The sequence below is a fragment of the Nonomuraea basaltis genome, from assembly GCF_005893125.1.
Classification (GTDB): Bacteria; Actinomycetota; Actinomycetes; order Streptosporangiales; family Streptosporangiaceae; genus Nonomuraea; species Nonomuraea basaltis.
On the sequence record NZ_VCJS01000097.1, the window covers coordinates 1 to 25534 of the forward strand.

At 67.2% G+C, this 25534-nt stretch carries 25 protein-coding genes; 12 read left to right on the forward strand and 13 right to left on the reverse strand.

The annotated features are described in order from the left end of the window. Positions 1 to 128 precede the first annotated feature (128 nt). Positions 129 to 464: a hypothetical protein gene (locus tag EJK15_RS36245; RefSeq protein ID WP_138714997.1), complete on the reverse strand. Its 336-nt coding sequence runs from the start codon at positions 462 to 464 to the stop codon at positions 129 to 131. After that, positions 412 to 1041: a hypothetical protein gene (locus EJK15_RS36250; protein ID WP_138714998.1), complete on the reverse strand. Its 630-nt coding sequence runs from the start codon at positions 1039 to 1041 to the stop codon at positions 412 to 414. The genes EJK15_RS36245 and EJK15_RS36250 overlap by 53 nt, the downstream gene beginning before the upstream one ends. A 670-nt stretch (positions 1042 to 1711) precedes the next feature. Here EJK15_RS36250 and EJK15_RS36255 point away from each other — a divergent pair. The 4 genes from EJK15_RS36255 to EJK15_RS36265 all read left to right on the forward strand — a co-directional run bounded on the left by EJK15_RS36255 (position 1712) and on the right by EJK15_RS36265 (position 3751). Next, positions 1712 to 1942, forward strand: a complete 231-nt coding sequence (locus EJK15_RS36255) for a hypothetical protein (RefSeq protein WP_138714999.1) — start codon at positions 1712 to 1714, stop codon at positions 1940 to 1942. Positions 1943 to 2006: 64 nt separating this feature from the next. Continuing rightward, complete coding sequence (locus EJK15_RS36260; protein ID WP_171074719.1) at positions 2007 to 2369, forward strand: STAS domain-containing protein; 363 nt, start codon at positions 2007 to 2009, stop codon at positions 2367 to 2369. Positions 2370 to 2539: 170 nt separating this feature from the next. Further along, positions 2540 to 2713, forward strand: a complete 174-nt coding sequence (locus tag EJK15_RS71115) for a hypothetical protein (protein WP_171074720.1) — start codon at positions 2540 to 2542, stop codon at positions 2711 to 2713. A gap of 546 nt (positions 2714 to 3259) precedes the next feature. Further along, positions 3260 to 3751: a hypothetical protein gene (locus EJK15_RS36265; protein WP_138715001.1), complete on the forward strand. Its 492-nt coding sequence runs from the start codon at positions 3260 to 3262 to the stop codon at positions 3749 to 3751. A 436-nt stretch (positions 3752 to 4187) separates the two neighbouring features. Here the strand turns inward: EJK15_RS36265 and EJK15_RS36270 are convergent, their stop codons facing one another. Next, a complete protein-coding gene (locus EJK15_RS36270) occupies positions 4188 to 4751 on the reverse strand; it encodes an NADPH-dependent FMN reductase (protein ID WP_138715002.1) in 564 nt (187 codons plus the stop codon). Positions 4752 to 4919: 168 nt separating this feature from the next. On the opposite strand from EJK15_RS36270, the gene EJK15_RS36275 reads away from it, so the two are divergent. After that, positions 4920 to 5852, forward strand: a complete 933-nt coding sequence (locus EJK15_RS36275; RefSeq protein ID WP_276615461.1) for an AraC family transcriptional regulator — start codon at positions 4920 to 4922, stop codon at positions 5850 to 5852. Between the two features lie 701 nt (positions 5853 to 6553). Here the strand turns inward: EJK15_RS36275 and EJK15_RS36280 are convergent. After that, positions 6554 to 8023: a site-specific integrase gene (locus EJK15_RS36280; protein WP_138715004.1), complete on the reverse strand. Its 1470-nt coding sequence runs from the start codon at positions 8021 to 8023 to the stop codon at positions 6554 to 6556. A 263-nt stretch (positions 8024 to 8286) separates the two neighbouring features. Between EJK15_RS36280 and EJK15_RS36285 the strand changes: the two genes are divergently transcribed. Further along, on the forward strand, positions 8287 to 9279 hold the full coding sequence (locus tag EJK15_RS36285) for a DUF4236 domain-containing protein (protein ID WP_276615462.1): 993 nt from the start codon (positions 8287 to 8289) through the stop codon (positions 9277 to 9279). Between the two features lie 31 nt (positions 9280 to 9310). Here the strand turns inward: EJK15_RS36285 and EJK15_RS36290 are convergent, their stop codons facing one another. After that, complete coding sequence (locus EJK15_RS36290) at positions 9311 to 10291, reverse strand: hypothetical protein (RefSeq protein ID WP_138715006.1); 981 nt, start codon at positions 10289 to 10291, stop codon at positions 9311 to 9313. A gap of 457 nt (positions 10292 to 10748) precedes the next feature. Continuing rightward, positions 10749 to 11333 carry a GMC oxidoreductase gene (locus tag EJK15_RS77810; RefSeq protein ID WP_420847120.1) on the reverse strand — a complete coding sequence of 195 codons (585 nt, stop codon included), beginning with the start codon at positions 11331 to 11333 and terminating at the stop codon, positions 10749 to 10751. Between the two features lie 35 nt (positions 11334 to 11368). On the opposite strand from EJK15_RS77810, the gene EJK15_RS36300 reads away from it, so the two are divergent. The 3 genes from EJK15_RS36300 (at position 11369) to EJK15_RS36310 (ending at position 13111) form a co-directional block, all read left to right on the forward strand. After that, on the forward strand, positions 11369 to 11605 hold the full coding sequence (locus EJK15_RS36300) for a FitA-like ribbon-helix-helix domain-containing protein (RefSeq protein WP_138715007.1): 237 nt from the start codon (positions 11369 to 11371) through the stop codon (positions 11603 to 11605). Next, complete coding sequence (locus tag EJK15_RS36305; protein WP_138715008.1) at positions 11602 to 11988, forward strand: type II toxin-antitoxin system VapC family toxin; 387 nt, start codon at positions 11602 to 11604, stop codon at positions 11986 to 11988. Before EJK15_RS36300 ends, EJK15_RS36305 begins: the two co-directional genes overlap by 4 nt. Before the next feature lie 511 nt (positions 11989 to 12499). Then, positions 12500 to 13111 (forward strand): hypothetical protein, encoded by a 612-nt coding sequence (locus tag EJK15_RS36310; protein WP_138715009.1) that lies wholly within the window; start codon positions 12500 to 12502, stop codon positions 13109 to 13111. Here EJK15_RS36310 and EJK15_RS36315 read toward each other — a convergent pair. Genes EJK15_RS36315 through EJK15_RS36340 form a run of 6 tightly spaced genes read right to left on the reverse strand, consistent with a single transcriptional unit; the run spans position 13096 to position 21963 of the window. Continuing rightward, positions 13096 to 15927 carry an alpha-L-rhamnosidase-related protein gene (locus tag EJK15_RS36315; RefSeq protein ID WP_138715010.1) on the reverse strand — a complete coding sequence of 944 codons (2832 nt, stop codon included), beginning with the start codon at positions 15925 to 15927 and terminating at the stop codon, positions 13096 to 13098. The genes EJK15_RS36310 and EJK15_RS36315 overlap by 16 nt on opposite strands. 9 nt (positions 15928 to 15936) lie before the next feature. Continuing rightward, complete coding sequence (locus EJK15_RS36320) at positions 15937 to 16980, reverse strand: glycoside hydrolase family 76 protein (protein WP_138715011.1); 1044 nt, start codon at positions 16978 to 16980, stop codon at positions 15937 to 15939. A 4-nt stretch (positions 16981 to 16984) separates the two neighbouring features. Next, a complete protein-coding gene (locus EJK15_RS36325; RefSeq protein WP_138715012.1) occupies positions 16985 to 18886 on the reverse strand; it encodes a glycoside hydrolase family 76 protein in 1902 nt (633 codons plus the stop codon). Positions 18887 to 18895: 9 nt separating this feature from the next. Beyond that, the gene (locus EJK15_RS36330) at positions 18896 to 20185 is read right to left on the reverse strand and encodes an ABC transporter substrate-binding protein (RefSeq protein ID WP_138715013.1); all 1290 of its coding nucleotides are present in this window, start codon (positions 20183 to 20185) and stop codon (positions 18896 to 18898) included. 24 nt (positions 20186 to 20209) lie between these two features. Next, a complete protein-coding gene (locus EJK15_RS36335) occupies positions 20210 to 21070 on the reverse strand; it encodes a carbohydrate ABC transporter permease (protein WP_138715014.1) in 861 nt (286 codons plus the stop codon). Further along, positions 21067 to 21963 (reverse strand): carbohydrate ABC transporter permease, encoded by an 897-nt coding sequence (locus EJK15_RS36340; RefSeq protein ID WP_206061308.1) that lies wholly within the window; start codon positions 21961 to 21963, stop codon positions 21067 to 21069. Before EJK15_RS36340 ends, EJK15_RS36335 begins: the two co-directional genes overlap by 4 nt. 207 nt (positions 21964 to 22170) lie before the next feature. Between EJK15_RS36340 and EJK15_RS36345 the strand changes: the two genes are divergently transcribed. Next, positions 22171 to 23316 carry a GntR family transcriptional regulator gene (locus tag EJK15_RS36345; RefSeq protein WP_138715016.1) on the forward strand — a complete coding sequence of 382 codons (1146 nt, stop codon included), beginning with the start codon at positions 22171 to 22173 and terminating at the stop codon, positions 23314 to 23316. A 53-nt stretch (positions 23317 to 23369) separates the two neighbouring features. Here EJK15_RS36345 and EJK15_RS36350 read toward each other — a convergent pair whose 3' ends face one another. After that, on the reverse strand, positions 23370 to 23870 hold the full coding sequence (locus EJK15_RS36350) for an alpha/beta hydrolase (RefSeq protein ID WP_138715017.1): 501 nt from the start codon (positions 23868 to 23870) through the stop codon (positions 23370 to 23372). Positions 23871 to 24255: 385 nt separating this feature from the next. Between EJK15_RS36350 and EJK15_RS36355 the strand changes: the two genes are divergently transcribed. Together EJK15_RS36355 and EJK15_RS36360 are read left to right on the forward strand one after the other, a co-directional pair. Beyond that, the gene (locus tag EJK15_RS36355; protein WP_276615463.1) at positions 24256 to 24762 is read left to right on the forward strand and encodes a phosphorylase family protein; all 507 of its coding nucleotides are present in this window, start codon (positions 24256 to 24258) and stop codon (positions 24760 to 24762) included. A 6-nt stretch (positions 24763 to 24768) separates the two neighbouring features. Next, positions 24769 to 25437, forward strand: coding sequence for a hypothetical protein (locus EJK15_RS36360; RefSeq protein ID WP_240777440.1), 669 nt, complete (start codon positions 24769 to 24771; stop codon positions 25435 to 25437). Positions 25438 to 25534: the final 97 nt, after the last annotated feature.

Consider the following 25534-nt stretch of genomic DNA (forward strand, 5'->3'; position numbering starts at 1 on the left):
GTGGCAGAACGGCCGTTCTCACGCGCAACGCGTTACGCGATCGCTACCACCCTCCATGCAGCCCCGGCCTCACTCGCGCCTGGAAGTCGCACTCCGTGACCGCTCCCCGGCAAATGCACCAGACCCAATTATCGCTGGAACTCACAGATGGTGTCACTGTAGGCATTCCACCTTCTCGCGCTGGTCTTCATGCCGCTGGCGCGGTAGGCGTCGGCGATGTCGCGGCAGACGTCGCTGACGATGGCGCCGCACAGCCGGTCGCGGACGGTGAGGTCGGGCAGGGTGAGCCTCAGCTTGCTGTTCACGCGGGCGGCGCACTGGAGGAACAAAACGCCTTCTTGGGGGGCGTCGTTGTTGATGAGCAGGATGCCGAGCCTGAAGGCCGCCAGGGCGTCCTGGTCGTCCTGGTCGTCATCGCAGGCGCTGAGAAGTTCTGGGCCGCGCGGGCCGAACCAGCTGCGCATGCGATCCGCTGCGGCCTGTCCGGGGGGGCGAGCTGCCCATGAGGGCCAGGGCGGCCTCCTTCTCCACGGGCTGAGTGTCGTCCTTCAGCCGGCGAGATGGGTCAGGCCGGTGCTGGGTGTGGCGGGCAAGGTCGGGCGTCGCCAGGTTCTCTGTTCCACGAGGGGCCGGGTTCGGCGCAGGCTGGTCCGTGCTCGGCATCGGCCCGCTGGGGATGTCCTGCGACGCGGGCCAGGGCTTGTCCGCCGGGCCGTTGGGTTGGGGCAGCGTGTCCAGCCCGTCCAGGGGCATCGCCGGTGCGGGGCTGAGCGAGGTGCAGGCGTCGGGGGAAGGCACGGGTGGCGGGATCGTGAGCGCCGTGCCGGGCGGGAGGCCTCCGGAGGCCTCCGGGGTGCAGGCCTCCGGGGTGGAGACCGGCGGCGGGGAGGGCGAGGCCCTCGGTTCCGCCGGGGCCTCGGTCTGCGCCGCGTCGACGGCCTGCTGGTGGAGCAGATACAGGTCCTGCTTGGTGCCGAGACTGTCGGCGCTCACGCCGGTGCTTTGCAGCTCGGCGTGCAGGACGTCGTACACGCTGGCCACGCTCTCCCAGCATGGAGGCCCCTTACGGCCCTGGCCGGTGAAGATGCCGCCACGGTGGTTTTGCTCAGGCCAAGCGTGTTCTTCTTGGCGATGCACCCGTAGGAGACATTGCCAGCCTTACGGCGCAACCGCCGCAGTTCTTCATAGAGCCGCTCCAGGGGAGCGTCGACCGCACGGCCAGTCATCGTGGCGGTCACCGCCAATCACAGAGTGCGCCTTGAGGTAAACGGAAAGCAAAAGTCTCTCGCACTGCGCGGAGCGCTGAAGCCCACATGCTCGCGGCCGCCGCATCCGGAACGACACGGCACGACATGGTCATCTCCCCAACTTTCGATCGGGCTTCCGCGCAGGCCTCCATCGTTCCGGATCGTTCCGGAACGGTCCGCGCGGGCCGTTCCGGAACGCCTGCCGGGAGACGTTCCGGAACGACGCGGGACGCGATGTGGGGGCAGTCCGGCGAGCCTTCGGAGGGCGTGGCACGCCGCCGAGGCCGAATGTCCCGCAGTGGACTTGGGAAACCCGTTCGACGGCACGGGTTCGTTCCGGAACGACCCGGTTGTGATCTGTCCGGCCGGCTGCGGAAGGGCGAGGCACTAGGCATGGAGGGGACCGCATGCCCGGGGGGCACGGGCACGCTCCGGCGCCGCTGTACACCCCCAAAGGGGTGCGTGTGGCCGATGACCTTGACCCCCTTCACAACGCCGTGAGGAACGCCATGAACAACAACCGGGGACTGTGGGTGGCCGTGATCGTCACCGCCGGTCTCTTCGTCGCCTTCGCCGGCGGCGGCCTCGCCTGGCTGGGCGGCACCCCGGTGCCGCTGGCCGTCCTGGCCGGGGCGGCCGGCTTCGCCGGCCTCGCCCTGGCCGTCATGACGTTCCTGACCCGCGCGCAGGACTGAGCCCATGGCCACCCTCACCCGTTCCCGTCCCGCAAGAAGGTCCACCCGCTGCCGGGGAGCCACGATGACCCCGCCCACGTTCGCCTGCCAGCACATGCCCGGCGTCACCGTGATCTCGGTGGCCGGAGACCTGGACACCGCCAACGCCGACCAACTGGACGCCTTCATCAGCCGCGCCCGCCAGCAGCCGGGCGACCACGTGGTGCTCGACCTGAGCGAAGTACCGCTCGTGGGCCACTCCGGCCTGCGCGTCCTGCTCAACGTCCGGGCCCTGACCCGCCAGCACGGCGGCGACCTGCACCTGGCCGCCCTGCAGGAGTCACCCACCCGCCTGCTGAACAACACCGGGGCCAAGCCCGTCCTGACCGTGCATCACAGCGTGGAGCAGGCCATCCTCACAGCGCTGCACGCGTCCTCATCGCGGTGATCGGTAGTGGGTTGTCTACCGGCCGCCAGCCCGGGACAGCCCGACCACCGCGGCGGTCACCCGGGTCTGGCTGGTGCGGAACCGGGGCTCGGCGTACCGTCGCGGTCGTGACCGCCGCCTGGCCGGTGACCCGGTCGACGTCGCCGGCGTCGCGAAGGGAGTCTCCCCCGATGAGTGAGATGCCGCCGAGCGAGTCGAAGTGGGGACGGCGGGTGCGCCTGGCCGCCGAGGCTGTGCTCATCGCGCTAGGCGCGTTCCTGCTGGTGGGGCTGTCGTTCACACAGATGCTGGCGTGGGCCCAATCCCCCGAAGGCCCACAGACCAAGTACGCCGGAAAGGGCTAGTGGGTCGACATAAAGTCTGATATTGAGCATCGCGACCTGCGGAAACGCTGCGGTGATCGTTATCGCGCCGGACTTATCCCGCCATGTTCGAGCCGTAACTCTCGCCCGCACACCCGCCGTGACCAGGGGACTGTCCCTTTCGGCGTTACTTGGTCTGCGCCCCTACCCGGCCGCGTGCGCGGCCGCGCCTCGCCGCGTGGTGAGTCTGGCCCCGGCGGTGGCGGGGTCGGTTCCGAACAGCAGCCGCGCGGCGGCGGCCAGGTCGCGGTGCTCCAGCCGGTCGAGCTGTTCGCGCAGCAGCGCGTCCAGTGCCCGGACCCGGCTGTCGGGGTCGTCGCCGTGGGCGCGGGCCCGGTCAGAGAGATTTGGAACGGAATCCGGCGTTAACGGGGTTCCCGCTGGTCAGTGAGTCCCTGCCGTTGCGGTCCTCCGGACATGGTTAACGCCGGATTCCGTTCCATCGCACATGGTGTGGGAGGCAGTCCAGGGTCTCGATGTGGTGAAGGTGCGGCGGGCGGCCGGCGGGGCTCTGGGACGATCTGAGGCATGGCGCGTGGTGATGGTGGCGGCAGGGACGGCCGGGGCGAGCCCGAGTGGCGGCCGGTGAGCGACATGGACATGATGACCGCGGTCGTCCTGGAGCAGCTGGGCGCCAACCGCGATCAGTTGCGGACTCTGGAGCCGGCGCGGCGCGCTCCGCATCTGCTGGACGACCACACCGTCGGGCGGATCAAGCAGGTGTTCGGGCAGCAGCGCGATGACCTGTGGCTGTGGGTCGAGACCGGCGAGCGCCGGCAGGCCCAGGACCTGACCGCGGCCGAGGCCGCGAAGGTCGATCAGTACGTGGCGGCGGTGGAGGCGTTCGCGGCGAGCAACACGGTCATCCTGGCGCTGGCCGACGAGCTGGCCGCAGGCACGATCAACAAGACGCTGGCCAAGTCGGACCTGGAGCTGGGCGTGGGGACCTTGGCGGGGGCGCTGGCCCGGCAGGCGAACCCGTTCCCGGACGCGTCGCCGGTGCGGTCCGCCACCCGCTGACGGCCGACGACACCGATGAGAGGTCGTGGCCGTGGCTGACGGGGCTGGTGGTGGCCATGGTCGCCCCCGGGCGAGTGGGAGATCGTGGTGATCGATGACCGGCTGGTCGTGGGGCTGGACGCGGGCGGGAACCCGGTGTACCCGGTCTGCCGCCGCGCGGCCGAGGCGATCCGCCTGCTGAGAAATATCTCTTGAGTTCCGCAGGGCTTTTTCAGCCTCCCAAGCCGCAGGACCTGGGCTTATCCGCTAGCGCTCGGGCCAATTGGGATGTTGATGAGATTTCAGGGATCGTGAAGGTCTATCAACCTGGTCGTTCAGCTTGCGGTGATGGTGAAGGCGCTTCGTGCCGCTTGCAATCAGATCAATACTTGCCGAGATGAGCACGTACAGGCGGAGACATGCGGCCTCATCAAAGGAACCAAACGGTCGTCGGTGGTCAGCTGTCGCGCAGGGGCTTCAGCGCGCGGCCCCAGGCGATGACGTCTTCCAGCATGGCGCTTACCGCGTCGTCCTGGTGGGCCTGCGGCTTGAGCTCGGTGAAGTCGACGAAGTCGTGGTGCATCTGCAGCGCCACGTGGTGGCGGACGTCAGCGATTCCGAGCGCGGCCATGGTGCTGCGCAGGTGGTGGATAGCCCGGCTCGCGCCCTCCATGCCGTATCCGACGAAGCCCGCCGCCTTGTTACCCCACTCATGGTAGATGAAGTCAAGCGCGTTCTTCAGTACCCCGGGAAAGCTGTGGTTGTACTCGGGGGTGACGAAGACGAAGGCGTCCAGCGAGTCGACTTTCTCGGCCCAGCGGCGGGTATGCGGCTGGCTGTAGTCTGCTGCCATCAGCGCGGGTACCGGCTCGTCGAGTTGCGGCAGCTCGTAGTCCTTGAGGTCCACCAGCTCGAACTGCGCACCGCCCTGCCGCTTCGCGCGGTCGAGGACCCAGCGGCCCACCGCGTCACCGACGCGTCCGGGGCGGGTGCTCGCGACGATGATACCAATCTTGATCATGAGATCACCCTTCGTTCAAGGTGCCGTGCGGGTCCGGCGTGCTGACGTCGGCGGCAGCCAGCGTACGGAGAGCCACCGAGATGATCCATGCGTCAGAATCCTTCATGGATACGTCATCGTCCTCATTGATCGCCTGGCGAAGGACTCCGGTAGCCTGCGCTGGTGGACGTGCTGAGTCAAGTGATCGATTCCATGCGCTCGGGTCGACCGCGGTTTGCTCGCGTCACGGGGCATGCGGTGTGGGGAGGCCGGTTCCAGCCCGTCGCAGGCGTGACGTTCCATGTGGTGCTGCGCGGGGCCTGCACGCTGATTCCCAGTGCGGGCGATCCCGTCGCGCTGGGTGTGGGCGATGTCGTGCTACTCGCCAACGGGCACGGCCACGGGCTGGCCGACAGACCCGGGATGGAGCTGGAAGATGTCCCTCTGACACGGAGGGACGAATTCCGGCTCGAACCGCGGACGGTCTCGCTGGGACCTTCCGGCCAGCCGGTCTCCGCCGTGGTGCTGAGCGGAATGTTCCCCGTTGACGACAAGCGCTGCCATCCGATCATCAACGACCTGCCCGACATCATTCACCTTCCGGCCCAGTTGGGCCACGAGCCACCATTGCGCAATGTGATCGACCTTCTGGGCGGGGAGCTGGACAAGCCAGGCATCGGAACAGAGTCGGTGATCGGCTCGTTGCTCGACGCTCTGCTGCTGTTCGCACTACGCGCCTGGTACGGGTCACGTGGCGCCTGGGTCGGCTGGGGGCCGGCCTTGAACGATCGAGTGATCAGCCACGTGCTGTGCCGCATCAACAACGACCCTGGCCGGTCATGGACGGTTCACGACCTCGGCGCGGAGGCGGGGTTGTCGCGGTCCGCGTTCGCCCGCCGCTTCACCTCGCTCGTCGGCCGGCCGCCGCTCGGCTATCTCACCTGGGTGCGGATGAACGTGGCGGCTCAGCAGCTCCGCGAGTCCGATGAGCCGCTGGAGGCGGTGGCGCGGAAGGTCGGCTATGGCTCGGAGTATGCGTTCGCCACCGCCTTCAAACGGCACTTCGGCACCGCTCCCGGCACTTACCGCCGACAGAACTCGGCGATCTCGAAAGGGGCGTAACGCCAGCCCTGCGATCGGGAGACCGGACACCTCCCGCCCTTTGGGAGGAGGCTGGAGCAGTCATGGGCACATAACACCAGAACAGTCCTGACGACCGCCGCCGAAGAACACCGCCCTTGGGTTCACGAGAACCCAAGGCGCGGAATGGTCCATGAAGAGCGAACAGCCTCGGGTTCCTCCTGAACGCCCATCAGTTCGCCGGAACTCTGGGATTTCAAGGGGTCTTGGGACTATCTAGCCGGAATTGAACGATAAGCCTCCCGCCGCAGGTCAGGCAGGTTGTGAACGGGCGTGGGTGGATGAGGCCGCCCACGATGCGATACGCCTGTCCTATCTGTAGGTGATCGGCCTGGAAACGACCGCTACGATCGGGAGAAGATCACGAGCTGTCACGCGGGCGTGGCACGAGGAGACTTGTTGAGCGGCCCGATGGCTGGCCTGACTGGCTCCGGGTGCTGGTCATATCCGGCCGGATTTTCCCGCTTGCTGTCCGGCCGCTGTTCTCTGAAGTGCTGAGCTGGTCGTACGTCGCGCCCTGGACCTCCGTTCTCAGAAGTCCGCGCGTCGAGAGCTTCCGGGAACACGGTCTTCTCGGAAGCTGCTGGCCTGCGGAGACAGCCGGTAGCGGGAGTTTCGGCCGGATATGACCACGACCCCGTTATAGATGGCCCGGTGGGGATCGGTGGAACGTCAGGCAGGGCTCAGGTGGTGCTGTACTGCCAGGGACCGCACGAATCCCCGAGGATCTTGTTCTCGCTGTAGTCCCCTAGGCAGGTGTAGAAGGCGATCGCCCGGCCCTCGGCGACATCGCCGTACGAACGTTCGGTGCATCCTCCGCCGCCGCCCGTGTGCCACTTGTCGGACTGGGAGTCGCCCCCGATCCAGGCCTTCGTCACGATCGAGTAGCCGTCGGCGGCCCGATCGCAGACCCACATCTTGTCGCCGTCGGCCACCCAGCGGGAAAAGCCGGAGCCCCAGCCGTCTCCGGTGTAGCAGCCGAAGGCCGTGCAGGCGTCACCGCCCGCCATCGATTCGCTCGGGGGCGCCGGATCCTGAGCGTGCGCCGGGGCGGCGGAGAGACCCAGGGCGAGCACGCAGGTAAGGGTAAGGAGAACTTTCTGCACGGATCCACCTCTCGTGCGCAAGGCTCCCCTCTCGGTATTGGGAGCGGTGCTCCCAGTCTCGGCGAGGGGAACAAGGTGACCATCAAGGTGCTGATCTCGGTGGACATGGAGGGCATCGCCGGCATCGTCCACCACCCTGAGCGGCAGCTGACCGCCTGGGAAACGCCCGAAACCCTGGGCCGGCTCACACAAGACCAGCCCATCATCGGTGTGCACCGGCTGATGCGCCACGGTGAGCTCACGCCGCCCCAAGTCGACGTCCAGCCAGCGCAGCCCGGCCACCTCGCCACGCCGCAGCCCACGCAAGGCGACCAGCCACCACAGCACGAACAACGGGTCTTCGTGTGCGAGACGCAGGAAGGCAGCCAATTGCTCCACCGTCCACACCGCCACAGGCGGCCGCTCTCCTCCGTGCCGCCAGGCCGCCTCCCGCCGAGCCGTCCACACCACTGGATGGATTCGCACCGGCGCAGGCAATCGCAACTCCTGCGCGGGGTTGGCGATGATCAGGTCCTCGCGCACCGCATGGTTCAAGGCCGCCCGCAGCGTCGCCCGGATCCGCTCCAACGTGGATGCGCTGATCGGCTGGCCGTACCGATTCCGCCGCCGCCCCAGCGCCACGAACGTCCGCGTCACGTCCCACCGCAACAACTCCGCCAGCCTAATCCTGCCCAGATACGGGACCAGATGCAGCCGCACGTGATCCCGGTAGGCCCGGTGCGTGGTCGGCCGTAACCGCGACTCCACCACCGACAACCAGTACCGCAACCACTGCCCCACCGTGCACCCAGCAGAGAGCGGCCCCTCTTCCTCCGCCAGCAGCAGTTCACCGCCCGCACACCGCGCCGCCTCCGCGCTTGCGAACCCACCGCGCCGAACCCGCTCCCGCCGACCCGGCGCCCCCACAACCTGGACCGCGAAATACCAGCTCCCATGCCCCACCTCGGCCAAACGGCCACAGCGACCACCTAACCGCCTGCCGCTGACCTCGTCGCTGCACCCGCACCGCTTGTAAACCACGCAATGCCTGTCGTCGCTGCCCGTCATCGCTTACCTCCAGCGTCCGTTCAAGAGCAACGTACGAGTCGAGCAACGACAGACCCAGACAAGAGGAACATTTAGGTAGGTAGCCCAGCAAGTGGGCACATCAAGTGCAATCAAGAACCGAAGTTAAGGCAGGGCCATAGACCCACGGTCAACGCGCCCTAGGTTCACACGTGTAGGCCCAGTGGGCTTCGGCCGTCCGACCTCTCGATCTGCCGCGGTAACGGGCACCCGGGTCGGAAGGATTCCTCATCGTGGGTTTCTATGTGCGCACCAGCCTCAGGGTTGGACCGTTCCGTTTCACCCTCAGCCAGGCCGGGATGGCAGTCTCGACCGGAATCCCGGGCCTTCGGGCGGGGATGGGCCCCCGCGGCAACGTCGTGAGCATGGGACGCGGAGCGATCTCCTACCGCACCATCGCGCCCGACCATGTGGTCATGCACGATGTCGTCAGCCTGGTCCCGGCCCAGCCGAGTGACGTCGTCCAGCAGTTGCAGAAGGCCGCCGAACGCCGACCGTACTGGCCGTTCGCCCTGGCCGCCCTGCTCCTCGCGGGGCTGGTGACAGGACGCTTCGGCCTGGTCATCATCGCTGTCGGGCTGCCTTGCGTGCTCTGGGTGGCGTTGCGCGATCGGGCAGCACGCGCGGTCGTCGTCATGTACGACGTGACCGACGAGGCCGCTTGGCGCTTCGATCACCTCGTCAGCTCGATCACCGACCTCCAACGAGCCCACGGGTTCTGGCTGATCACCGCATCCGGCGCGATCACCAGCACCTACCAGTTCAAGCTGAACGCCGGCGCCTCCAGGCTGCTGCGCAGGATGACCGCCTCGGCCCGGTTGACGGGACCGCGGATACTGATCACCAACGTCGCCGTCCCAACCCTGACCGCAGGCAGCCTGTCGGTGCACTTCCTCCCCGACCGGGTCCTGTTCCGTGACGGCCGCCACGTCGCCGACCTCGCCTATCAGCACCTCCAAGTCGGCGTGGAACACGCCCGCTTCATCGAAGAAGGCCCGGTGCCACCCGACGGTACGGTCGTGGACTCCACCTGGCGCTACGTCAACGTCAAGGGCGGCCCCGACCGCCGTTTCAAGAACAACGCCCGCCTGCCCATCCTGCTGTACGGCAGGCTCATCCTCCGCAGCCACAGCGGTCTCAACCTCGTCTGGGATGCCTCTCAGGTCCCGCTCGTCCACGCTGTGGCGAACGCGCTCCACCAGTCCATCGCCGCTCGCCCACCTGTGATCCACCCCTGAGTGACATGCGGCGGGTGCCATCGCAACCCGGTCAACGGGACGACGTCATGACGCTGGCGATCGCGGCATGAACCAAAGCTTCCTCATCGCCGGTCAGGTCCATGGGGCGGTGTGTGAAGGTGTTGTCCGTGTGGACGTGCACCTGAAGCCCCGACAACCTGGCACCGGCGCTCAGGATGTCGGTGAGGCCGAGCAGGAGGGATGCCGACTTGGTGGCGGAGTCCACGTCCTGATGCTGATCGAACTCCGCCGCGAGAGCACGCAGACCTTCGGCGAGGTCCGGCTCTGGCACGGTGAAGGCTCCGGCAACCCGGTGTGCCTGCTCGGCGGACCTGTCCCTCCAGTTCGTCCAGTGCCAGCCGGGCCACCGCTGCTCGGCGTCCAGCAGAGCACCACGCAACGTCGAAGAGGTCCAGACGCCGGCGGTCTGGTCATCAAGGTCGAGGTGGACACCGGCGACGACCTTCTCGGGGCAGGTAGTGATTGTCGGCCAGGCAGAGCGGTAGTCGTCGAGGAACCTCGCCCCATTGCAGATGACCGATTCGGCCGAATCAACGAGGTAGGCCCGCGTCCAGCCTTGGTGGATCATGGTGACCAACACGTCGCACCATACTTCGCCCGCCTGCGGAGCGCGAGGGGATGATGGGGTGACCTCGGCGGCGTGGCCGACTGCCACCTGAATCTGCTGAAGGCCGTCATAGGCCCACTCCACACGCCAGCCGGGCCAGGTCCGGGCGAGTGTGGCCAGGGCCGCGAGCCGGTAGCTTTGATCACCGTCGCAGTGGCAGAAGAACAGCAGTCGCCGTTCGTCATGGTCAATCAGGCATGCGCCGTCACATTCGGCCTCCCACATCCATGAGCTCTCCTCGCGCTGGCGGCGGGCGAACCGAGTTGCCGGTTCAGGGCCGGGCAAGAGGTCGAGTTCGAGATGGTGGGCGCCCCATTGCGAGCAGTAGAGCCCGAAAGTGCCGTCCTGCAGAGTGGCATAGTGTGCACGACTCCCCATGGCCATACCGTATTTGAGGCGCCACTAACTGTGATGGCCGTTCTGAAATCTCGTGCTGGGATATCGCGCCGCGCCCGAGTCCCCAGGATTCGGGGACGGCAGAGATACATCACGACATCGGCCGCCGCCCAGGTGGCTTGGACATCGGCGGCACTGTTCGCCTATGCCCGAACTGTACGGCCCGTCAGAAGTCGCGCAGGAAGGCGGTCAGCTCGCGGGCCACCGTCTCTGGGCTTCCACCCTGGCTGGGCCGCTGATGGGACCGGTGGCATCGTGGCCCCCGGGAACGCAATGCGGATCACTAAATATTGCTCTCAGCTCATAAATAACGCGATAAGGCCAAGCGGCGGGACACATAAGCACCATGCCGACATGAATCACACGCTCGGCGTCGGCCTCAGAATTGATCGGTCTGGCCGACTCCGGATAAGGGGAAGGCGCCCTCAGGATCGGCCCATGAGCTCTATGATCTTGTGGTTCTGTCCGAACCCCGCATGGAGGACGGCTCACGATGAAATACAAGATCACCACGGCGGCCGTGTCGTCGCCGGACGCTCCGATGCGGCAGGTGCCGGAGGGGTAGTAGACGGTCTGGTGCGTCGCGCGGGCGATTGCCGAGAGCTCCTCGTCGTCGGTGACAGTGGGGCCGGGAAACACGCTTGACCCACGACTTCATCGGTTCGACCGACGCGATCCGGCGGGCGAGACGAATGCCTGCGAGCAGCATCGCCTCGTCGTGCCCGCCGGGGTCGGTGAATGAACGGAAATCGATGGCCGGCGGCGCGTCGGGGTCGCCGGAGCGAACCCGGACTCGACCTCGGCTGTGCGGACGGGCGACGTTGGGGGCGATCGCGACCGTCGCGGTCGGCAGCGGAGGGGCTCCCGTCTCCTCGAGGAAGCGTTCTGCGTGCACCGCCCACGGTTCGACGGGGAAGTGGATGAGAATGTCTGGACGTCCGTCGCCTTCGCCGGGTTCTCCGTTGCTGTCGAGGCCCCCAGCTTGTGATGGAGATCCTGCGTGACCATGGCCGGCAGTGGCTGTCTGCATATCTCACATGGACGAAAAGCATTATGCTTTACATCATGGATGCCACCTTGCAAGTCAGAGGGCTGGACGCGGAAGTGGTCGCCGAACTGAAAGCGCGGGCCGCACGTAAGCGCATGTCGCTGTCCGCGTACGTGGCCGACATCCTCACCGAGGTCGCCGCTACTCCCGCCCCGGACACGATCAGAGAACGGCTGGAGGCGCTCCGGTCGCTCGGCGGCGGGGCGAGTCACGACGACGTCGTAACGGAGATACGGAAGATCCGCGAGTCGTGATCGTCATCGACAGTTCGGCCCTCGTCGAGGCCCTGGCCGGAGATGCCCCCGCAGACGAACTGCTCGCGCGCGTCGCCGAGAACCGGCTCCACATCCCTCACCTGCTCGACTACGAGTTCCGCAACGCCATGCGCGGTCTGCTCCTCGGCGGGAAAATTAGCGAGGCCCGCGCCGAGGGAGCCCGGATCGTCAAGGCGGGCCTGCCCTTCACCCGTCACGCGGACGACCTGACCGCCGATCGCGCCTGGGACCTGCGAGCCAACTTCAACGGTTACGACGCCACCTACGTCGCCCTGGCCGAAGCGCTGGACTGCACCCTGGTCACCACGGACGAGAAGATCTACAAGGTGGCCCGCAAGTACATCGACGTCGATCTCTGCTGATCTCTCGACCGATCGTGAATCTCCGCCGCGAAGCTCATGCCCGCGGCCTCACCACCTTTGGTCCGGCTGCCTCGGACCCGCCTGCCGGGCGTGATCGAGCACGTCGAACGTCGTCCTGGACTCCCAGGGGCTGCTGGGCCTCGCCACTAACGCGTCTACGATAAGCGGTTATGCCCTCTGGAATCCCGAGTCGCGAAGGCGGCCGAGGCCGCGCTGGACGAACAGGGGTTCGTGGACCCCATCGGCGTGCTCGTCGGGATGGGCCGGCTCACCCCCGCGGGGATCGAGAACTGGCGGCGCGCCCGCGTGCCGTACCTGGAGAAGATCGTCGACGCCAACCTCGGCAAGCTGTCCAGCGCGTTGCGCATCCTGCGCTGCTGGGCTCAGGCCCGTGAGCTGAGACCGTCTACCTTTCACGCACCCGCGATCGCCGTCCGCTGCGCTTCTCCAAGACCGGAGATCGAGGTTTGGAGCGCGCTTACCGGACCCATTGGGTGCCGGCACGCCGGTGATGCCGTTCATCGCCCTTCTCGACCTGCTCGAACGGCAGTGGGCCGCGCAGCTGCGCCAGGTGTCGCTGGTGTCGGAGGCCGACGTTCCCGAGGAGATGTCGACGGCTGCGGCCGAAGCGCTCGGGCACGTCTACGGCCATGAAGAGGTCGCCGTCCGCTGGCCCGCCTGCATGGCGATCTCGCTCACCCGCATGGCGGCGGCCCGCGAGGCGTTCTGGCCTCGCTGGAGGGTGGCCACCAAGCGCCGGGGCAACGCAGCGGGCTGGGGCAAGGCGTTCCTGGCCGCGCTGGAGGTCTTCGGGCTGCCGCGTGAGGCCACCGCCACCCAGTCGATCATGTTGCATGACATCGGCGGGGCGAACGGCCGACAGCGGCCGACCGTTCACCCCGCCGACGCCCACGCCGCCATGGAAACTGGGCGCGAGCGGGAAATTCGTTGTCATCACCTGACCTTGCGATCCCGGGGCGGAGCGAGCGTTGTGCTCGGGGGGCCGGTGCTGTCCAGGGCTGGAGGCGGCGGCCGTCTCGTGCTGGTGGCCGGAGACGAGCGCGGCCCATCGGTAAGCTTCCCCCATCCCGTTTCAGGAGCAGGTGGTCAGGGCGTGAGGTAGCACGACTTTTGGACGCCGGGGAGTGGATCAGAGCCGAACGCGGCCGTGGTGCAGGGTGTGGCGCCGGTGAAGGATCTGAACAGATAACGACCTCGGGCGCCCATGGCGACGGTCCTGGTGCCGGTGAAGGCGCAATTGTTCCCTTCGACGGCGCAGGCCGTGCTGAAGCCGTTTGGCCCGCCCGCCTTGACGTAGCAGGCCTTGACCTCGCCGGGGACGGCCTCGCCAAAAGTCTGGTTGTTACAGGTGACGGGGCCGGTCACCGTCTTGTAGACGAACGATCCGAACGCCCCGTAGGCCACCGGCTGGCCGTTGGCTGCGGTGCAAGTGCCGTTCTCCGCCGCGCATTGGGTCCATCCGCCGGGGGGTGGTCCTGCCGGTGCCACGTGGCAGGCTTTCCCGAGCCGGTCGATGGGGTCGCCGAACACGGCGTTCGTGCAGGGCGTCGGACCGGACGCGACCTTGGTGTAGAAGGCGCCGTTGGCGCCGTAGGCGATGGTCCTGCCGTACCCGGTGAAGGAGCAGGTCTGGCCCTCCTCCGCGCACTGCGTGTAACCGGGCGGCCCGCCCATCGGGGCCACGTAGCAGGACTTCAGCACCCCGGAGGCGGGGTCGCCGCCGAACGCCGCGCTCGTGCACGCGGTGCCCGACCCGGCGATCTTGTACGTGTAGGCGCCCGCTCCGTAGGCCACCACCCGGTTGCCGCTGAAGGCGCACTGCTCCCCTTCACCGGCGCACTGTGTGAAGCCCGGTGGCAGGTCGCCGTCGGCCGTCGGAGGCGGCGGCGGGTTGCCCAGGCCGGTGGCGCTGATGTCGTAGGCGCCGGGCGCTACCTGGTCGAGGTAGACGTACCTGGCGTCCTGTGTGGCGCCGCCGATCCTGGTCCCGCCGAGGAAGGTGCCGTTGTTCCAGACGACCGACCCGTTGACGGTGATCGTCAGTGCGGTGCCGCCCAGCTTGGGGACGCCGATCCTGCCGACGGTTCCGCCCGGACTGGTCAGGCGGGCCGTGTACGTGCCGTTGGTGGGGTGACGCGACCAGGACGCCCCGACCGAGCCCTGCGGCATGGTGATCCGGCCTTCGACGCTGGTCAGATCTCCGGGGTGGGGGACGAACCGGTACCGGCCCGGGTCCGGCTCCGGCGACAGGCCCAGGACGTAGAACGTCAGGGCCGACGTCGGGCCCGTGGACCAGCCGTGCGCCAGGCTCATGAAGGCGCCGCCGTACGGGAACCCGCCCTGCGGGTCGATGCCCTCCCAGAAGGTGCTCTTGGTGCCGATCGGGCTGTCCAGCATGTAACCCCAGGTGCGGCGGATCTGCGCCAGCCCGGTGTGGTCGTCGTTCGCGGTGAAGTGGGCGTTCACCTCCATGGAGCCGGTGAACGGGTGGGCGCCGCGGACGTCCCATTCCGGGGTGATCCCCCCAAAGGGGCCCCAGCGCGCCGCCAGCTTCCTGGCGATGCTCGACGACTTGCTCTCCGAGTCCGTCAGGCCGTACCAGACCGCCAGGGCGTTGCCGTCCTGCGGGTAAAGGTCGCTGGTCGGATTGTCGCGATACATCCCGGCGCCCGGCACCCACAGCCGGGCGTTCACCGCCGCCTTCAGTGTCGCGGCGCGGCTGGAGTAGCTCGCCGCCAGGGCCGTCTCGCCTTTGATCGTCGCCAGCCGGCTCGCGCCGGCCAACGCGGCGTAGAGGATCGCGTTGGCCTCGATGTTCTCCCCTCCCATCCCCTGGCGGGCCCAGTCCTGCGTGGCCGTCACGTTCAGCAGGCCGTTGCCGTCGATCTTGCCGATGATGAAGCTCATGCCGAGCTTGAACTTCGGCCACACCGAGTCCAGCCAGGTCCGGTCGCCGGTATAGCCGTAGTACGTGGACGACATCAGCAACGTCCAGGTGTGGTAGGTATCCGACCCGGTCAGGTTGAACACCGGACCCGACCACGGGATCTCCCCAGAGCTGGACTGCACGCCGAACATGGTCGTCAGCGCGTTGCGCGAGGCCACCAGGTCGTTGGTCGAGACATACGCCGTGGGTACGGCGATGCCCAGGTCGCCGGGCCAGACGGTCCTGTCCCGCTTGGCGCCGTCGACGAGCACGCTGTCGCCGACGCCTACAACGGCGCTGTTGTCCCAGAGCGACGACGGCGGCGGCCAGGCGCGGCCCTGGTCGGAGGCGATGGTGTTCGTCTGCACGGTGTAGGCGCCCGCGTACCAGATGCGGTTCAGCAGGTCGTCGTTGGAGGAGAAGTAGTTGGCGTAGTCGGCCGGGTTCGCCTTGCCCGGAGCGGGGGTGAAGGCGAGGCTCACCCCGGTCAGGTCGATCCAGCCGCCGGTCCCCATGAACACGGTCAGGTAGCGGAATCCGCCCCTGAGCCGGGCCGTCGGCATGGTGTAGGAGCCACCGGCTGCCGCCGAGGCGGTGAGGGCGCCGTCAGGAGGGGTGTCGTAGCCGGCGCTCTTGTCGCTGCCTGTCCCGACGTACAGGGACGACTCGGTGAAGGCCAGGCCCACCTGCTGCCCTGCGGCGCTCGTCGCACCGAAGGAGAGCGTCGCCACTCCGCCGACCTCCTTGCCGAAGTCCAGCGTGAGGCTGGAACCGGTGCCGGACAGGCGGGTGGCCTGGTTGGTGAGCACGTTCTGCGGGTTGCTCACCGAGCCGGTCGTACGGAAGATCGCGGTCGGCCGCACCGTACGGGAGGTGGGTGAGAAGTTGGGCACCGCAGGATCCGCCGCCGCGCCGAGAGGAGCCGCGACGAGATGGCCGGTCACCGGCAGCACCACGGTGAGCAGAACCAGGAGTTTCCTTCGTAAGGACATGTCGCACCGTCACTCTCGATGCGCGATGGCCGCGCACATCTCGGTGGCCATGATCGCGCTTAGCTGGGTGGAGTAAGCGATCTTTCCTTGAGGAGGGCTGCGCCAGTCGTCGTTGGCCAGCAGGGACTCGCCCCGCAGGCACGATTCCCACAGCCGGGTGGTGCTGGCCAGCAGGAAGTCCCGCAGCCGCGGCTCATCACCGGCCCTGACGAGCTCGGCGGCGTACCGGTAGAAGATGCCTTTGAACAGGCCTTCGTCGCCGCCGTCCCCCTCGCCGGCGAAGACCCCTTCGTCGGTCAGCTCGGTGATGGCGGTGCTCGCCGTACGCGAGGCCCTGCGCAGGTAGCCGGTGTCGCCGGTGACCCGCGCCAGCTCGACGCAGGCACCGATGTAGACGCCCTGGTTGTAGGTGAAGCGCCACTGGGTGTCGACGGCGTGGTCACCGAGCCGGTTGATGCCGTCCTGGACGAACCCGTCCGGGCTGACCAGGACCTTCTCCAGCCACCCCATCGTGCGCTTGGCCGCGGCGAGGTGGCCGGGGTCGCCGGTGCGCCGGTAGAGCCGCGCCGAGAGGATCACGAAAGGCCCGTTGGCCGGAGTGTTCTTGTAGGCGGGTTGTGAGGCCCGCCAGGCGATGCCGCCTCCTTCGTGGTCGTTCCAGCCGTGCTCGAAGACGTGCGCCCATATCCGCGCCGCCTGCGCCCGCAGCTCGTCGTCCCGGGCGGCTTCCGCCAGCCGGTCGGTCGCCAGGGCGAGCCACAGCATGTCGTCGAAGTAGTCGTTGAACAACGAGCCGCTGTTGCGGCGGCGGATGTTGTCGTAGATCACCCGCGCCTGCTTCAGCCACCGCTCCTCGCCGGTGCGGTGGTAGGCGTCGATCCGCACGTCCATGACGTGTGCCAGCCACCAGAAGTTGAACACGTCGTTGTCACCCGGCTCGCACGGATGCCAGTTGTTGAGCAGTTGCCCGCCCGGGGCGCCGAAGTACCGGTCGAGGCTCTGCTGCAGCAGGTCGGCACGTGCGCCCCAGGCGCCGAGGTCGGCGGTCGTCATGTCCTCACCCGGATCCGGTGTAGCGCAGGGTCAGCTCGTCGAAGTTGAGCCAGTTGGTGCTGCCTCGGGAGCCGTTGAAGATGACCGAGATGGTGTTGGCGCCCGCCTGGAGCTGGACGTTGGTCAGGGTCTGGGTGCCCCACGTCGTCCACGCGCCGGTCGAGGGGAAGGCGAAGTTGCCCGCGACGCCGGCCGAGTTGACGTAGATGTAGCGGGAGGCCGCCCCGGCCCCGGCGGCGTACCTGAACGTGAGGTCGTAGCGTCCCGAACGGCTGACGTTCGCGTTCAGGTCCACCCACTGGCCGTCGGCGTTCCACCCGGCGAGATAGCCGCTTCCGGTGTATCCGGCGTGCAGGGACTCGGTGTTCAGGCCGTGCAGCGTGCCCGCCTCGGCCTGCAACTGCGCGAAGACCTGGAGGGAGTCGAGGTTGAGGTAGTTGCCGTTGCCCGCGGCCTGATCGAGCTCGATGCGGATCGTGTTGTAGCCCTGGTTGAGTGCCACCGCGTTGAGGGTGACGGTGCTCCAGGTCGCCCAGCTCGCGGTGCCGGGGAACGTGCGGTTGGCGGCGATCACGTTGCCGTTGACCACGATCTTGCGTCCGGCGTCGCCCGCCGCCCCCGCGTACCTGAGCTGGAGTTTGTGCGCGCCCGCCGACGGGACGTTGACGTGGAAGGTCACCGCCTGCCCCTGCGCTGACCAGCCGGCCAGGTAGCCGCGCCCGGTGAAGCCCGAGTGGATGCTTTCCGCGCCGAAGCCTGCGACGGCGTTCTCTGCCTGGTAGAGGCCGTTCTCCGGCTGCAGGCCCGGGTATCCGTCCGGTGGGACGACCTGCAGGGCGCTCACCGCGGCAGCGGCGGTCAGGCTCTGGATGTATCCGGAGCCCGTGGGCGCCGACCAGTCGGGGCCGACCAGGTTGTCGCTGGTACGCCGGTGGTTCCAGGCCTGGGTCGCGTTGCGTTGCAGGTACGGCAGGTACTGCGCCTGGCCGTATCTGGTGACCAGGCGGGCGAGGCTGCGAACGAGGACGGTCTTGAAGCCGCCGGCGTCGTTGACGCCCTCGTAGAGGGGGGTTCCGCCGTTGGTGAGGTAGGTCGTCGCCCAGTCGGCCGCGCCCGTCGCGTCGGAGAGGTAGGTGTTGTCGCCCGTCGCCGTGTGGAGCGCGGCGGCCGCGCTGATGTAGTTGCCGAAGTTGTAACTGAAGTCCCACTTGACGAGGGTGCCGGAGCCAGAGCCTTCGAGATGGTCGTAGACGTGGCCGGCGGACTGGAGGTTGGTCTTGATCCAGGAGAACAGGCTCTGGGCGCGAGTGAGGTAGGTGGTGTTCCCCGTGGCCGAGTAGAGCCTGGCCGCCGTCGCCGCCGCGACGGCGTTGGTGGCGACGTTCTTCTGGTTCTGCACGCTGCGCCGCCACCAGATCCCGCCGCCGTAGGTGGCGTCCTGGTAGGCCCAGATCGAGTTGAAGAGGTTCTGCGCCGTGGTGAGGTAGGCGGTCGTTCCCGTTATCTCGTAGGCCCTGACGCTGGCCTGTGCCCACCAGGCGAGGTCGTCGTTGAAGTCGTTGCTGAAGGTCGGGTAGTACGCGACGAACCCGGTGTAAACGTCATCGATCATCTGCCGGTACGTGGAGCTGCCGGTGCGCTGATAGGCGTCCATCACCAGCTCCCAGAGCTGGGCCTCCCACCAGAAGTCGGTGTACCTGCCGCCCTCCGGTCCGTGGGCGTGTTCGGCGTGGATCTGATGGTCGCTGTTGACGTAGAAGTACTTCTTCGCCGGGTCCCAGAACGCGTTGACGTAGGCCGTCATGGCGGCGTCGGCGTTGGCCGCGGTGGCCGCCTGCGCGGGTTGCTGAAGCCCGGCCACCAGTAACAGCAGCGACAGCAGGGCCGCCGCGATGCGTGGTTTCATGATCCTCACCTACTGGGTGATGTTGTTGCTCGTCAGGACGCTGTCGCCCTGCTCCTGTGCCTTCGTCAGCGTCTGCTGGGCGGTGGCCTTGCCGTTCAGGAACGACTCCAGGGCGGGGATCAGCGCGTCGGTCTCCATCGGGGCGTAGCCCGCGCAGGTCGGGCGGATCTTGGCGTACTGCAGGGTGTCGAGGACCGGCTTCCAGAAGGGGTCGGCGGTGAAGAAGGGGTCCCGCGTCGCCGTGACGGTGCCTGGGATGTTCAAGCTGGTCTTGGCCCAGGTCAGGGCGTTGTCCTTCTCGGCGGTCCACCACTTCACGAACTCCCACGCGGCGTCCTTCTGCTTGGACGCCGTCGGGATGACCAGGCCGAAGCCGCCCATGACGCTGCCGGTGGCGCCGCCGGGTCCGGTGGGCGGCGTGACGATGCCGAAGTCGAGGTTCTTGCCGTACTTCTTGAAGGTGGTGATGTCCCACGGACCGGTGATGGTCATGGACACCTTGCCCGTGGCGAACGCGTTCGTGCCCTCGCCGAGGCCTTCCTCGAAGCCGGGCTGGTAGACCCCCGCCTTCAGGAGCCGGTCCCACAGGCCCAGGACCTGGAGGCCCTGCGGGGTGTTGAACGTGGTCCCCGCACAGTCGGCGGAGACCATGTCGCCGCCGGCCTGACGCAGGTACATGCTGAACAGCCCGGCGTCCTTGAGAGAGAGCCCGGCACGTTCGAGCTTGCCGCCGCCGTCGCGCTTGGTCAGCTTGATCGCGGCCTGCTCCAGTTCGGCCCAGGTCATGGGCGGCTCGATCCCGGCTTCCCGGAAGTGGGCCTTGTTGTAGAACAGCGCGCGGGCGTCAACCGTCAGCGGCAGGCCATACAACTTGTCCTTCCACGTGAGCTCTTTGAGCGCCTCGCCGTAGAAGCGGCTCTGCTCGATGGCGTCCTTTTTCAGCAGGTCGTCGACGGGCTGCAGGACGCCCTTGGGGGCGTAGCCGGCCGTACGCCACCGATCCCAGAACATGACATCGGGCGCCTGGCCCGCGGTCGACGCGGTGAGGAACTTGGTGAGCATGTCCTTTTGAACGACGTATTCGACCTTGATGCCGGGATGAGCCTTGTTGAAGGCGTCGGTCATGGTCCGGAACTGCTGCTCGCCCTCTCCCGACCAGTCGCCCCAGAACTTGAGGTTCACCACGCCGCCGGACGCGGTGGTGCCTGACGGAGTGGATCCGGTCGAGCAACTGGAGAGGACCACGGCGAGTGCGGCGACTGCCGTAATGATCAACCGCCTGGGGGGTGCGGGTCTCATGGGCGGTTACTCCGTTTCGTAAATTCAGCGGGTCCCGGTGAAGGCGATCCCCCGAGTGAGGTAGCGCTGCGCGAAGACGTACAGCAGCACTGTGGGGAGCATGGCGACGATCGAGCCGGCCATGAGCGGCCCGTAGTCGGTGCTCTTGTTGTAGGAGAAGGCCGCGAGGCCCATCTGGACGGTGCTCATCTGCGGGTCGTTGAGGACGATCAGCGGCCAGAGGAAGGCGTTCCAGCCAGCGAGGAAGGTGAACACGGCCAGCGTGGCGAGCGCCGGTTTGCAGAGCGGGAGGTAGATGTTCCAGAAGATGCGGAACTCCGGGCAGCCGTCCACCCTGGCCGCCTCGCCCAGTTCCCTGGGCAGGTCGAGAAAGAACTGCCGCATCAGGAACACAGCGAACGCGCCCACGGCACCGGGCAGGATCACCGCCCAGTACATGTTGAGCAGGCCGGTCCCGCCCTGGCCGAACAGGTCGTTCCCGCCGGTCAGCGGCATCGAGCGGACGATGAGGAAGGACGGCACCAGGGTCACCACCGGCGGCACCATCATCGAGGCGAGCAGGAGCCGGAACAGCATGCGGTTGCCCCTGAAGGGGAGCCTGGCGAACGCGTACCCGGCCAGGGCCCCGAGCAGAACGTTGGTGGCGACCCCGATCAGGGCGAACGCCATGGAGTTGGCGATGTAGCGCCCGAAGGGCACCGAGGTGAAGGCGTACTGGTAGTGCTCCAAAGTGGGGTGGCTGGGAATCCACTGGATCGGGATGGAGACGATCTCGTCGTCCGGTTTCAGCGACGTCGACAACGACCACAGGAACGGAAGCAACATCACCACGCCGAACAACGTGAGGACGCCGTAGAGGGCGGAGCGCCTGACCAAAGCGATCATCGGCTGTTCTCCTCCCTGTTCACCCGCATGTTGATCACGGTCACCGCGACGATGACCAGGAAGAGGCTGAACGCCTGCGCCGAGGCGTATCCCATCTGCAGCCGGTTGAAGCCGGTCTCATAGATCTGGTAGACGGGCGTCAGCGTCGACTGGGCAGGGCCGCCCTTGGTCATCACGTACGCCTGGTCGAACAGCTGGAACGCGCCGATCAGCGAGAGCGTGGTGACGAAGAACGTGGTGGTCCGCAGGGAGGGCCAGGTGATCCGCCGGAAGGCCTGCCATCGGCCCGCCCCGTCGATCGCGGCCGCCTCGTACAGGTAGGCGGGGATGCCCTGCAGCCCTGCCAGGTAGATGAGCATGTTCCAGCCGACGCCCTGCCAGAGCGTGACAAGCACGATCGAGGCCATCGCGGTGTCGCTGTCCCCGAGCCAGGCGGGCCCCTCGATCCCGATCAGCCGCAGCAACTCGTTGACCGGCCCGTAGTGGCCGTTGAGCATGAACCCCCACACGGTCGCCGCCGCGACCGGCGAGGTGACCACGGGGACGAAGAAGACCGTCTTGTAGATCACCATCCCGGGGAGCCGGAGGTTGAGCGCGAGCGCGAGCAGCAGCGACAACACGATCATCGCCGGCACGAACATCAGGCAATACAGCAGGATGTTCTTCATCGCGGTCATGAAGACCACGTCGTCGAGCAATCGGGCGTAATTGCCGAGCCCGGTCCACTCGGGCGGGGTGAGGATGTCGTAGTCGGTGAAGCTCAGGAAGAACGCGCCCAGCACCGGCAGCACCATGAACACCGCGAACAGCACCATCGCGGGAGCGACGAACAGCGCGCCCGCCCGTGCCTGCTCGCGGCCGAGCCGCACGGCCGTCACGGCGGCGTGTCGCAAGTAAGCCTGGAATGCACAGCCACGTCCTTCTCCGTTACGCAACTTGGCATGCGTTGTAACCTGTCTGAAAAATAAAGACATAACTTGATATAGGTCAACATGATCTAAGTCTCAGCTCGATAACGAGGCGGGAGAACCTGACGCCACGCCTGGCATGCTTGTAATATCAGGCATATACCAAGTTGCCAACCAAGGGATCGAGGCCCGTTGACCGCCGACGCTCCGCTGCTGTACGAGCGGATCTGCAACTACCTCCTGACCGAGATCAAGCGCGGGGCGCTCGACCCTGGTGCCCGGGTGCCGTCGGAGATGGAGCTGGCCAAGCTCTTCGACGTCAGCCGCATCACGTCGAAGAAGGCACTGGAGGTCCTCCGGCAGGCCGGTGTGGTGGAACGGATCCGCGGCAAGGGCTCCTTCGTCGCGCGCGAGCTCCCCGACCTCGACCGGCTCGCGGCCGACTCGCCCACGCCGTCACCCGTCCGACCCCGGCCCCGCGGCGGCTCGGCCTCGGCGATCGGGCTGGTCATCCCAGATCTCTCCGAGGTCTACGGGCTCGAACTCTTCTACGCGATCGAGGAGCAGTGCGCCCTCCATGACATCAGCCTCCTGATCCGGCGTACGCGCGGACACCAGGACGATGAGGAGAAGGCGATCGAGTCTCTGGTCACATCAGGCCTCGTGGAAGGGCTCCTGGTCTTCCCCGTCCACGGCGAGTACTACAACGCGAGCCTGCTCCGCGTGATCCTCGACGGCCACGCCGTGGTGCTGATCGACCGCTACCTGTCCGGAATCGCCGGCTGCGCCGTGCACACCGACAACGCGGCCGCCGCCAAGGCGCTGACCGAACACGTCATGGAGCGCGGCCATCGCCACCTCGCCTTCGTGTCGCCGCCGCCGGACAACACCTCCAGCATCGAGGCCAGGCTCGAAGGCTTCCGTGCCACCTTCGCAGACCGCGACCCGGCGTACGGCAGCAGGCACTTCCTGACGGACATGCGCAGCACCCTGCCCGACGCCTTCACTCCCGACAGCGTCGAAGCCGATGTCCAGCGCGCCGTCGCGTTCCTGCGCGCGAGGCCGGACATCACCGCGCTCGTCGCCTGCGAGTACAACCTCGCCCGGGTCCTGGCCAAGGCCACGGACGTCCTCGGCGCGCGCGACAAGTACCTGATCGCCTGCTTCGACTCGCCGCCCGACCCGGTCACCGGGTCAGCGTTCCTGCACGTCCGGCAGGACCAGCGGGAGATGGGCAGGCGGGCCGTCGAGCTTCTCCTCATGCAGATTCGCGGCGAGCCGGTGCCGAAGCAGTCCACTGTTCCGTTCACTGTGGTGGACGCGGGAGCGGTCTGCTGACCCTAGGAGCGTCCTGAAGATCTTGATGGCCTTTTCAGACTGGGATCGGGGATTCAGACTCGGGCCATGATGGGCCGTCGGATGGTTCTGGCCGGGCCTGAGGTGTGGGTCGTGTGTCGGGAGTTGATGCCGGCCGGGAGCGCGACGGCCCGGCGCTTGTTCCCGGGGCGCGACAGCACTGGGAAACTCGAACGCAGAAGGCTCAGGGGAAGAGCGCGGACTCCCTTGATGGGCGCGGGTGAGATCGCCACGGCCGCCGCGGCCAGTCCCCTGCCGAGCAGTTTCTGGGCGATCAGCCCACCGAAGGAGTGACCCACGAGAATCGGCGGCTCGGCCAGCCCTGCGATGATCTTCGCGTACGATTCTGTGACCGCGTCCACGCCGACGCCAGCCATCCGCTCGGCCATGGTCCGGGTCTCCGCCACGGATTCCGCGTCCCCCGGCCAGCCCGGCGCGAGTGTCTGATAGCCCTGCTTCTCGAAGAGATCCTGCCACGGCTGCCAGGACAGGGAATGAATCCACAAGCCATGGATGAAAACCACAGACCTCTTCATCGGGCGACCTCTCGTGCACAGGTTGACTGACCATTCGCAGGTGAAATTACGCAGGCCTGGTTGAACGGAAGTGAAGACATCGTGGATTCGTTCTCCGCGCGAGTCACCGATTTCCCGCTCGGCCGATCAGCCGGCTCACCAAGTAGTCACTCGGACGCTGCAAGATGATGACCGGACCAGTTGTGAAGGAGAACCGTATGAGTTCCGAGGACGGCCTGCGCGCCGCTTTCCGGCGTGGTGACAGTGCCGAGGTCATGCACCTTGCGGAGGTCGAAGTCAGGCGGGCCCGGGCGGCTGGCGAACCGGCCGGCGAGGTGGAGGGGCTGTACGCGATGGTGCGCGTCGCGCTACGGCAGGACGACCTCCCGAGCGCATCGGTGGGGGCATCCACGCAAGCACCAAGATCGGTGATGTTGTCGTGGCCACCCGCGTCGTCTACTACGACCTGCGCAAGGAGACCCCGGAGGGTACCCGGCGCAGAGGCGAGGAACGGGAGGCGCCATCTGCCGTGGGCCATGCCGTGAACGCGTTCTTCAACGATCACGGCGAGCCGGCCACCCTCCAAGCCGCAAACGACGAAGGGGACTTCCTCACCCACACCGGGCCGATCGGATCAGGGGAGGCGGTGATCGCCGACGCGAAGTCGGAGATCATCCGCTATCTGAAGGCATACAACGACAAGGTGCTGGCGGTCGAGATGGAAGCCGGCGGTCTCACCCAGGCCTTCCACGAGCAGGATGGGCCGCAGGCCGTACGCGGCTGGGTGGTGGTCCGTGGCATCTCTGATGACGCCGACGACGGTAAGAACGACACCTGTCACGACGTCGCCGCACGGCACGCGGCAACGGTCCTGCGCAGCCTGCTCCCCTATCTCCCGATCGGGAGCTCATGAGATTCCTTGGAGGAGATCGGGTATGGACGCGTTCGTTCTCGGCGTGGTGAGCTCGCTTCTGGCCACCGCGATCACGGTGGCGGAGGCTGGACCTTCTCCATCCGTTCCCGCCAGTGGCCGGTAGCGCTCCTGTCCCGGCTGACCGGATTCGGGGTTCACCGCGTCTTTCCGCGCCAGAACATCGCCAATCAAGACCTGGCCGAGGAGCTCAAACGGGCGCGGTGGGTACGCGTTCTGGCCGGACGCGGCAACGAGCTGACCCGCGACGGCTTCACCACCGTCTGGCAGGCCGCGGGCAAGGGGCTGGAATTCGTCCAGGTTCTCCTGCCCGACGCCGAACTCGGCCCCGAATCCTGGCTTGCCAGGCGGGAAGCGGAGATGCGCCGCATCGACCTGGGCTTGTCCCTTGGGCTGCTCACCGAGCAGGTACGTGTCAACGCCGATTACGTGCGCGAAGTGGCACGGCAACATGACAGCGTCTCGTTGCGCTTCTACGACCTGCCCAACCTCCACCGTGTCGTCATCACCGACAACGTCGCTTACCTGACCATCTACCGGCAGGCCGAGCATGGCCGCAATTCCCCATGCCTTCTGGCGCACCGGCCAGGGCTGATGTACGACTACGCATCACTGCTCTTCACCACCGCCTGGGAACACAGCCGCCCAGCAGCCTGACCGGCTTTTCTACCCGCCGCTCTCTTTACTAGCGAAGATTTACTCGCTCATGCGGCGTTGTTCCGCGGCTGAAGCACTCACGCATCCCACCAGAGTC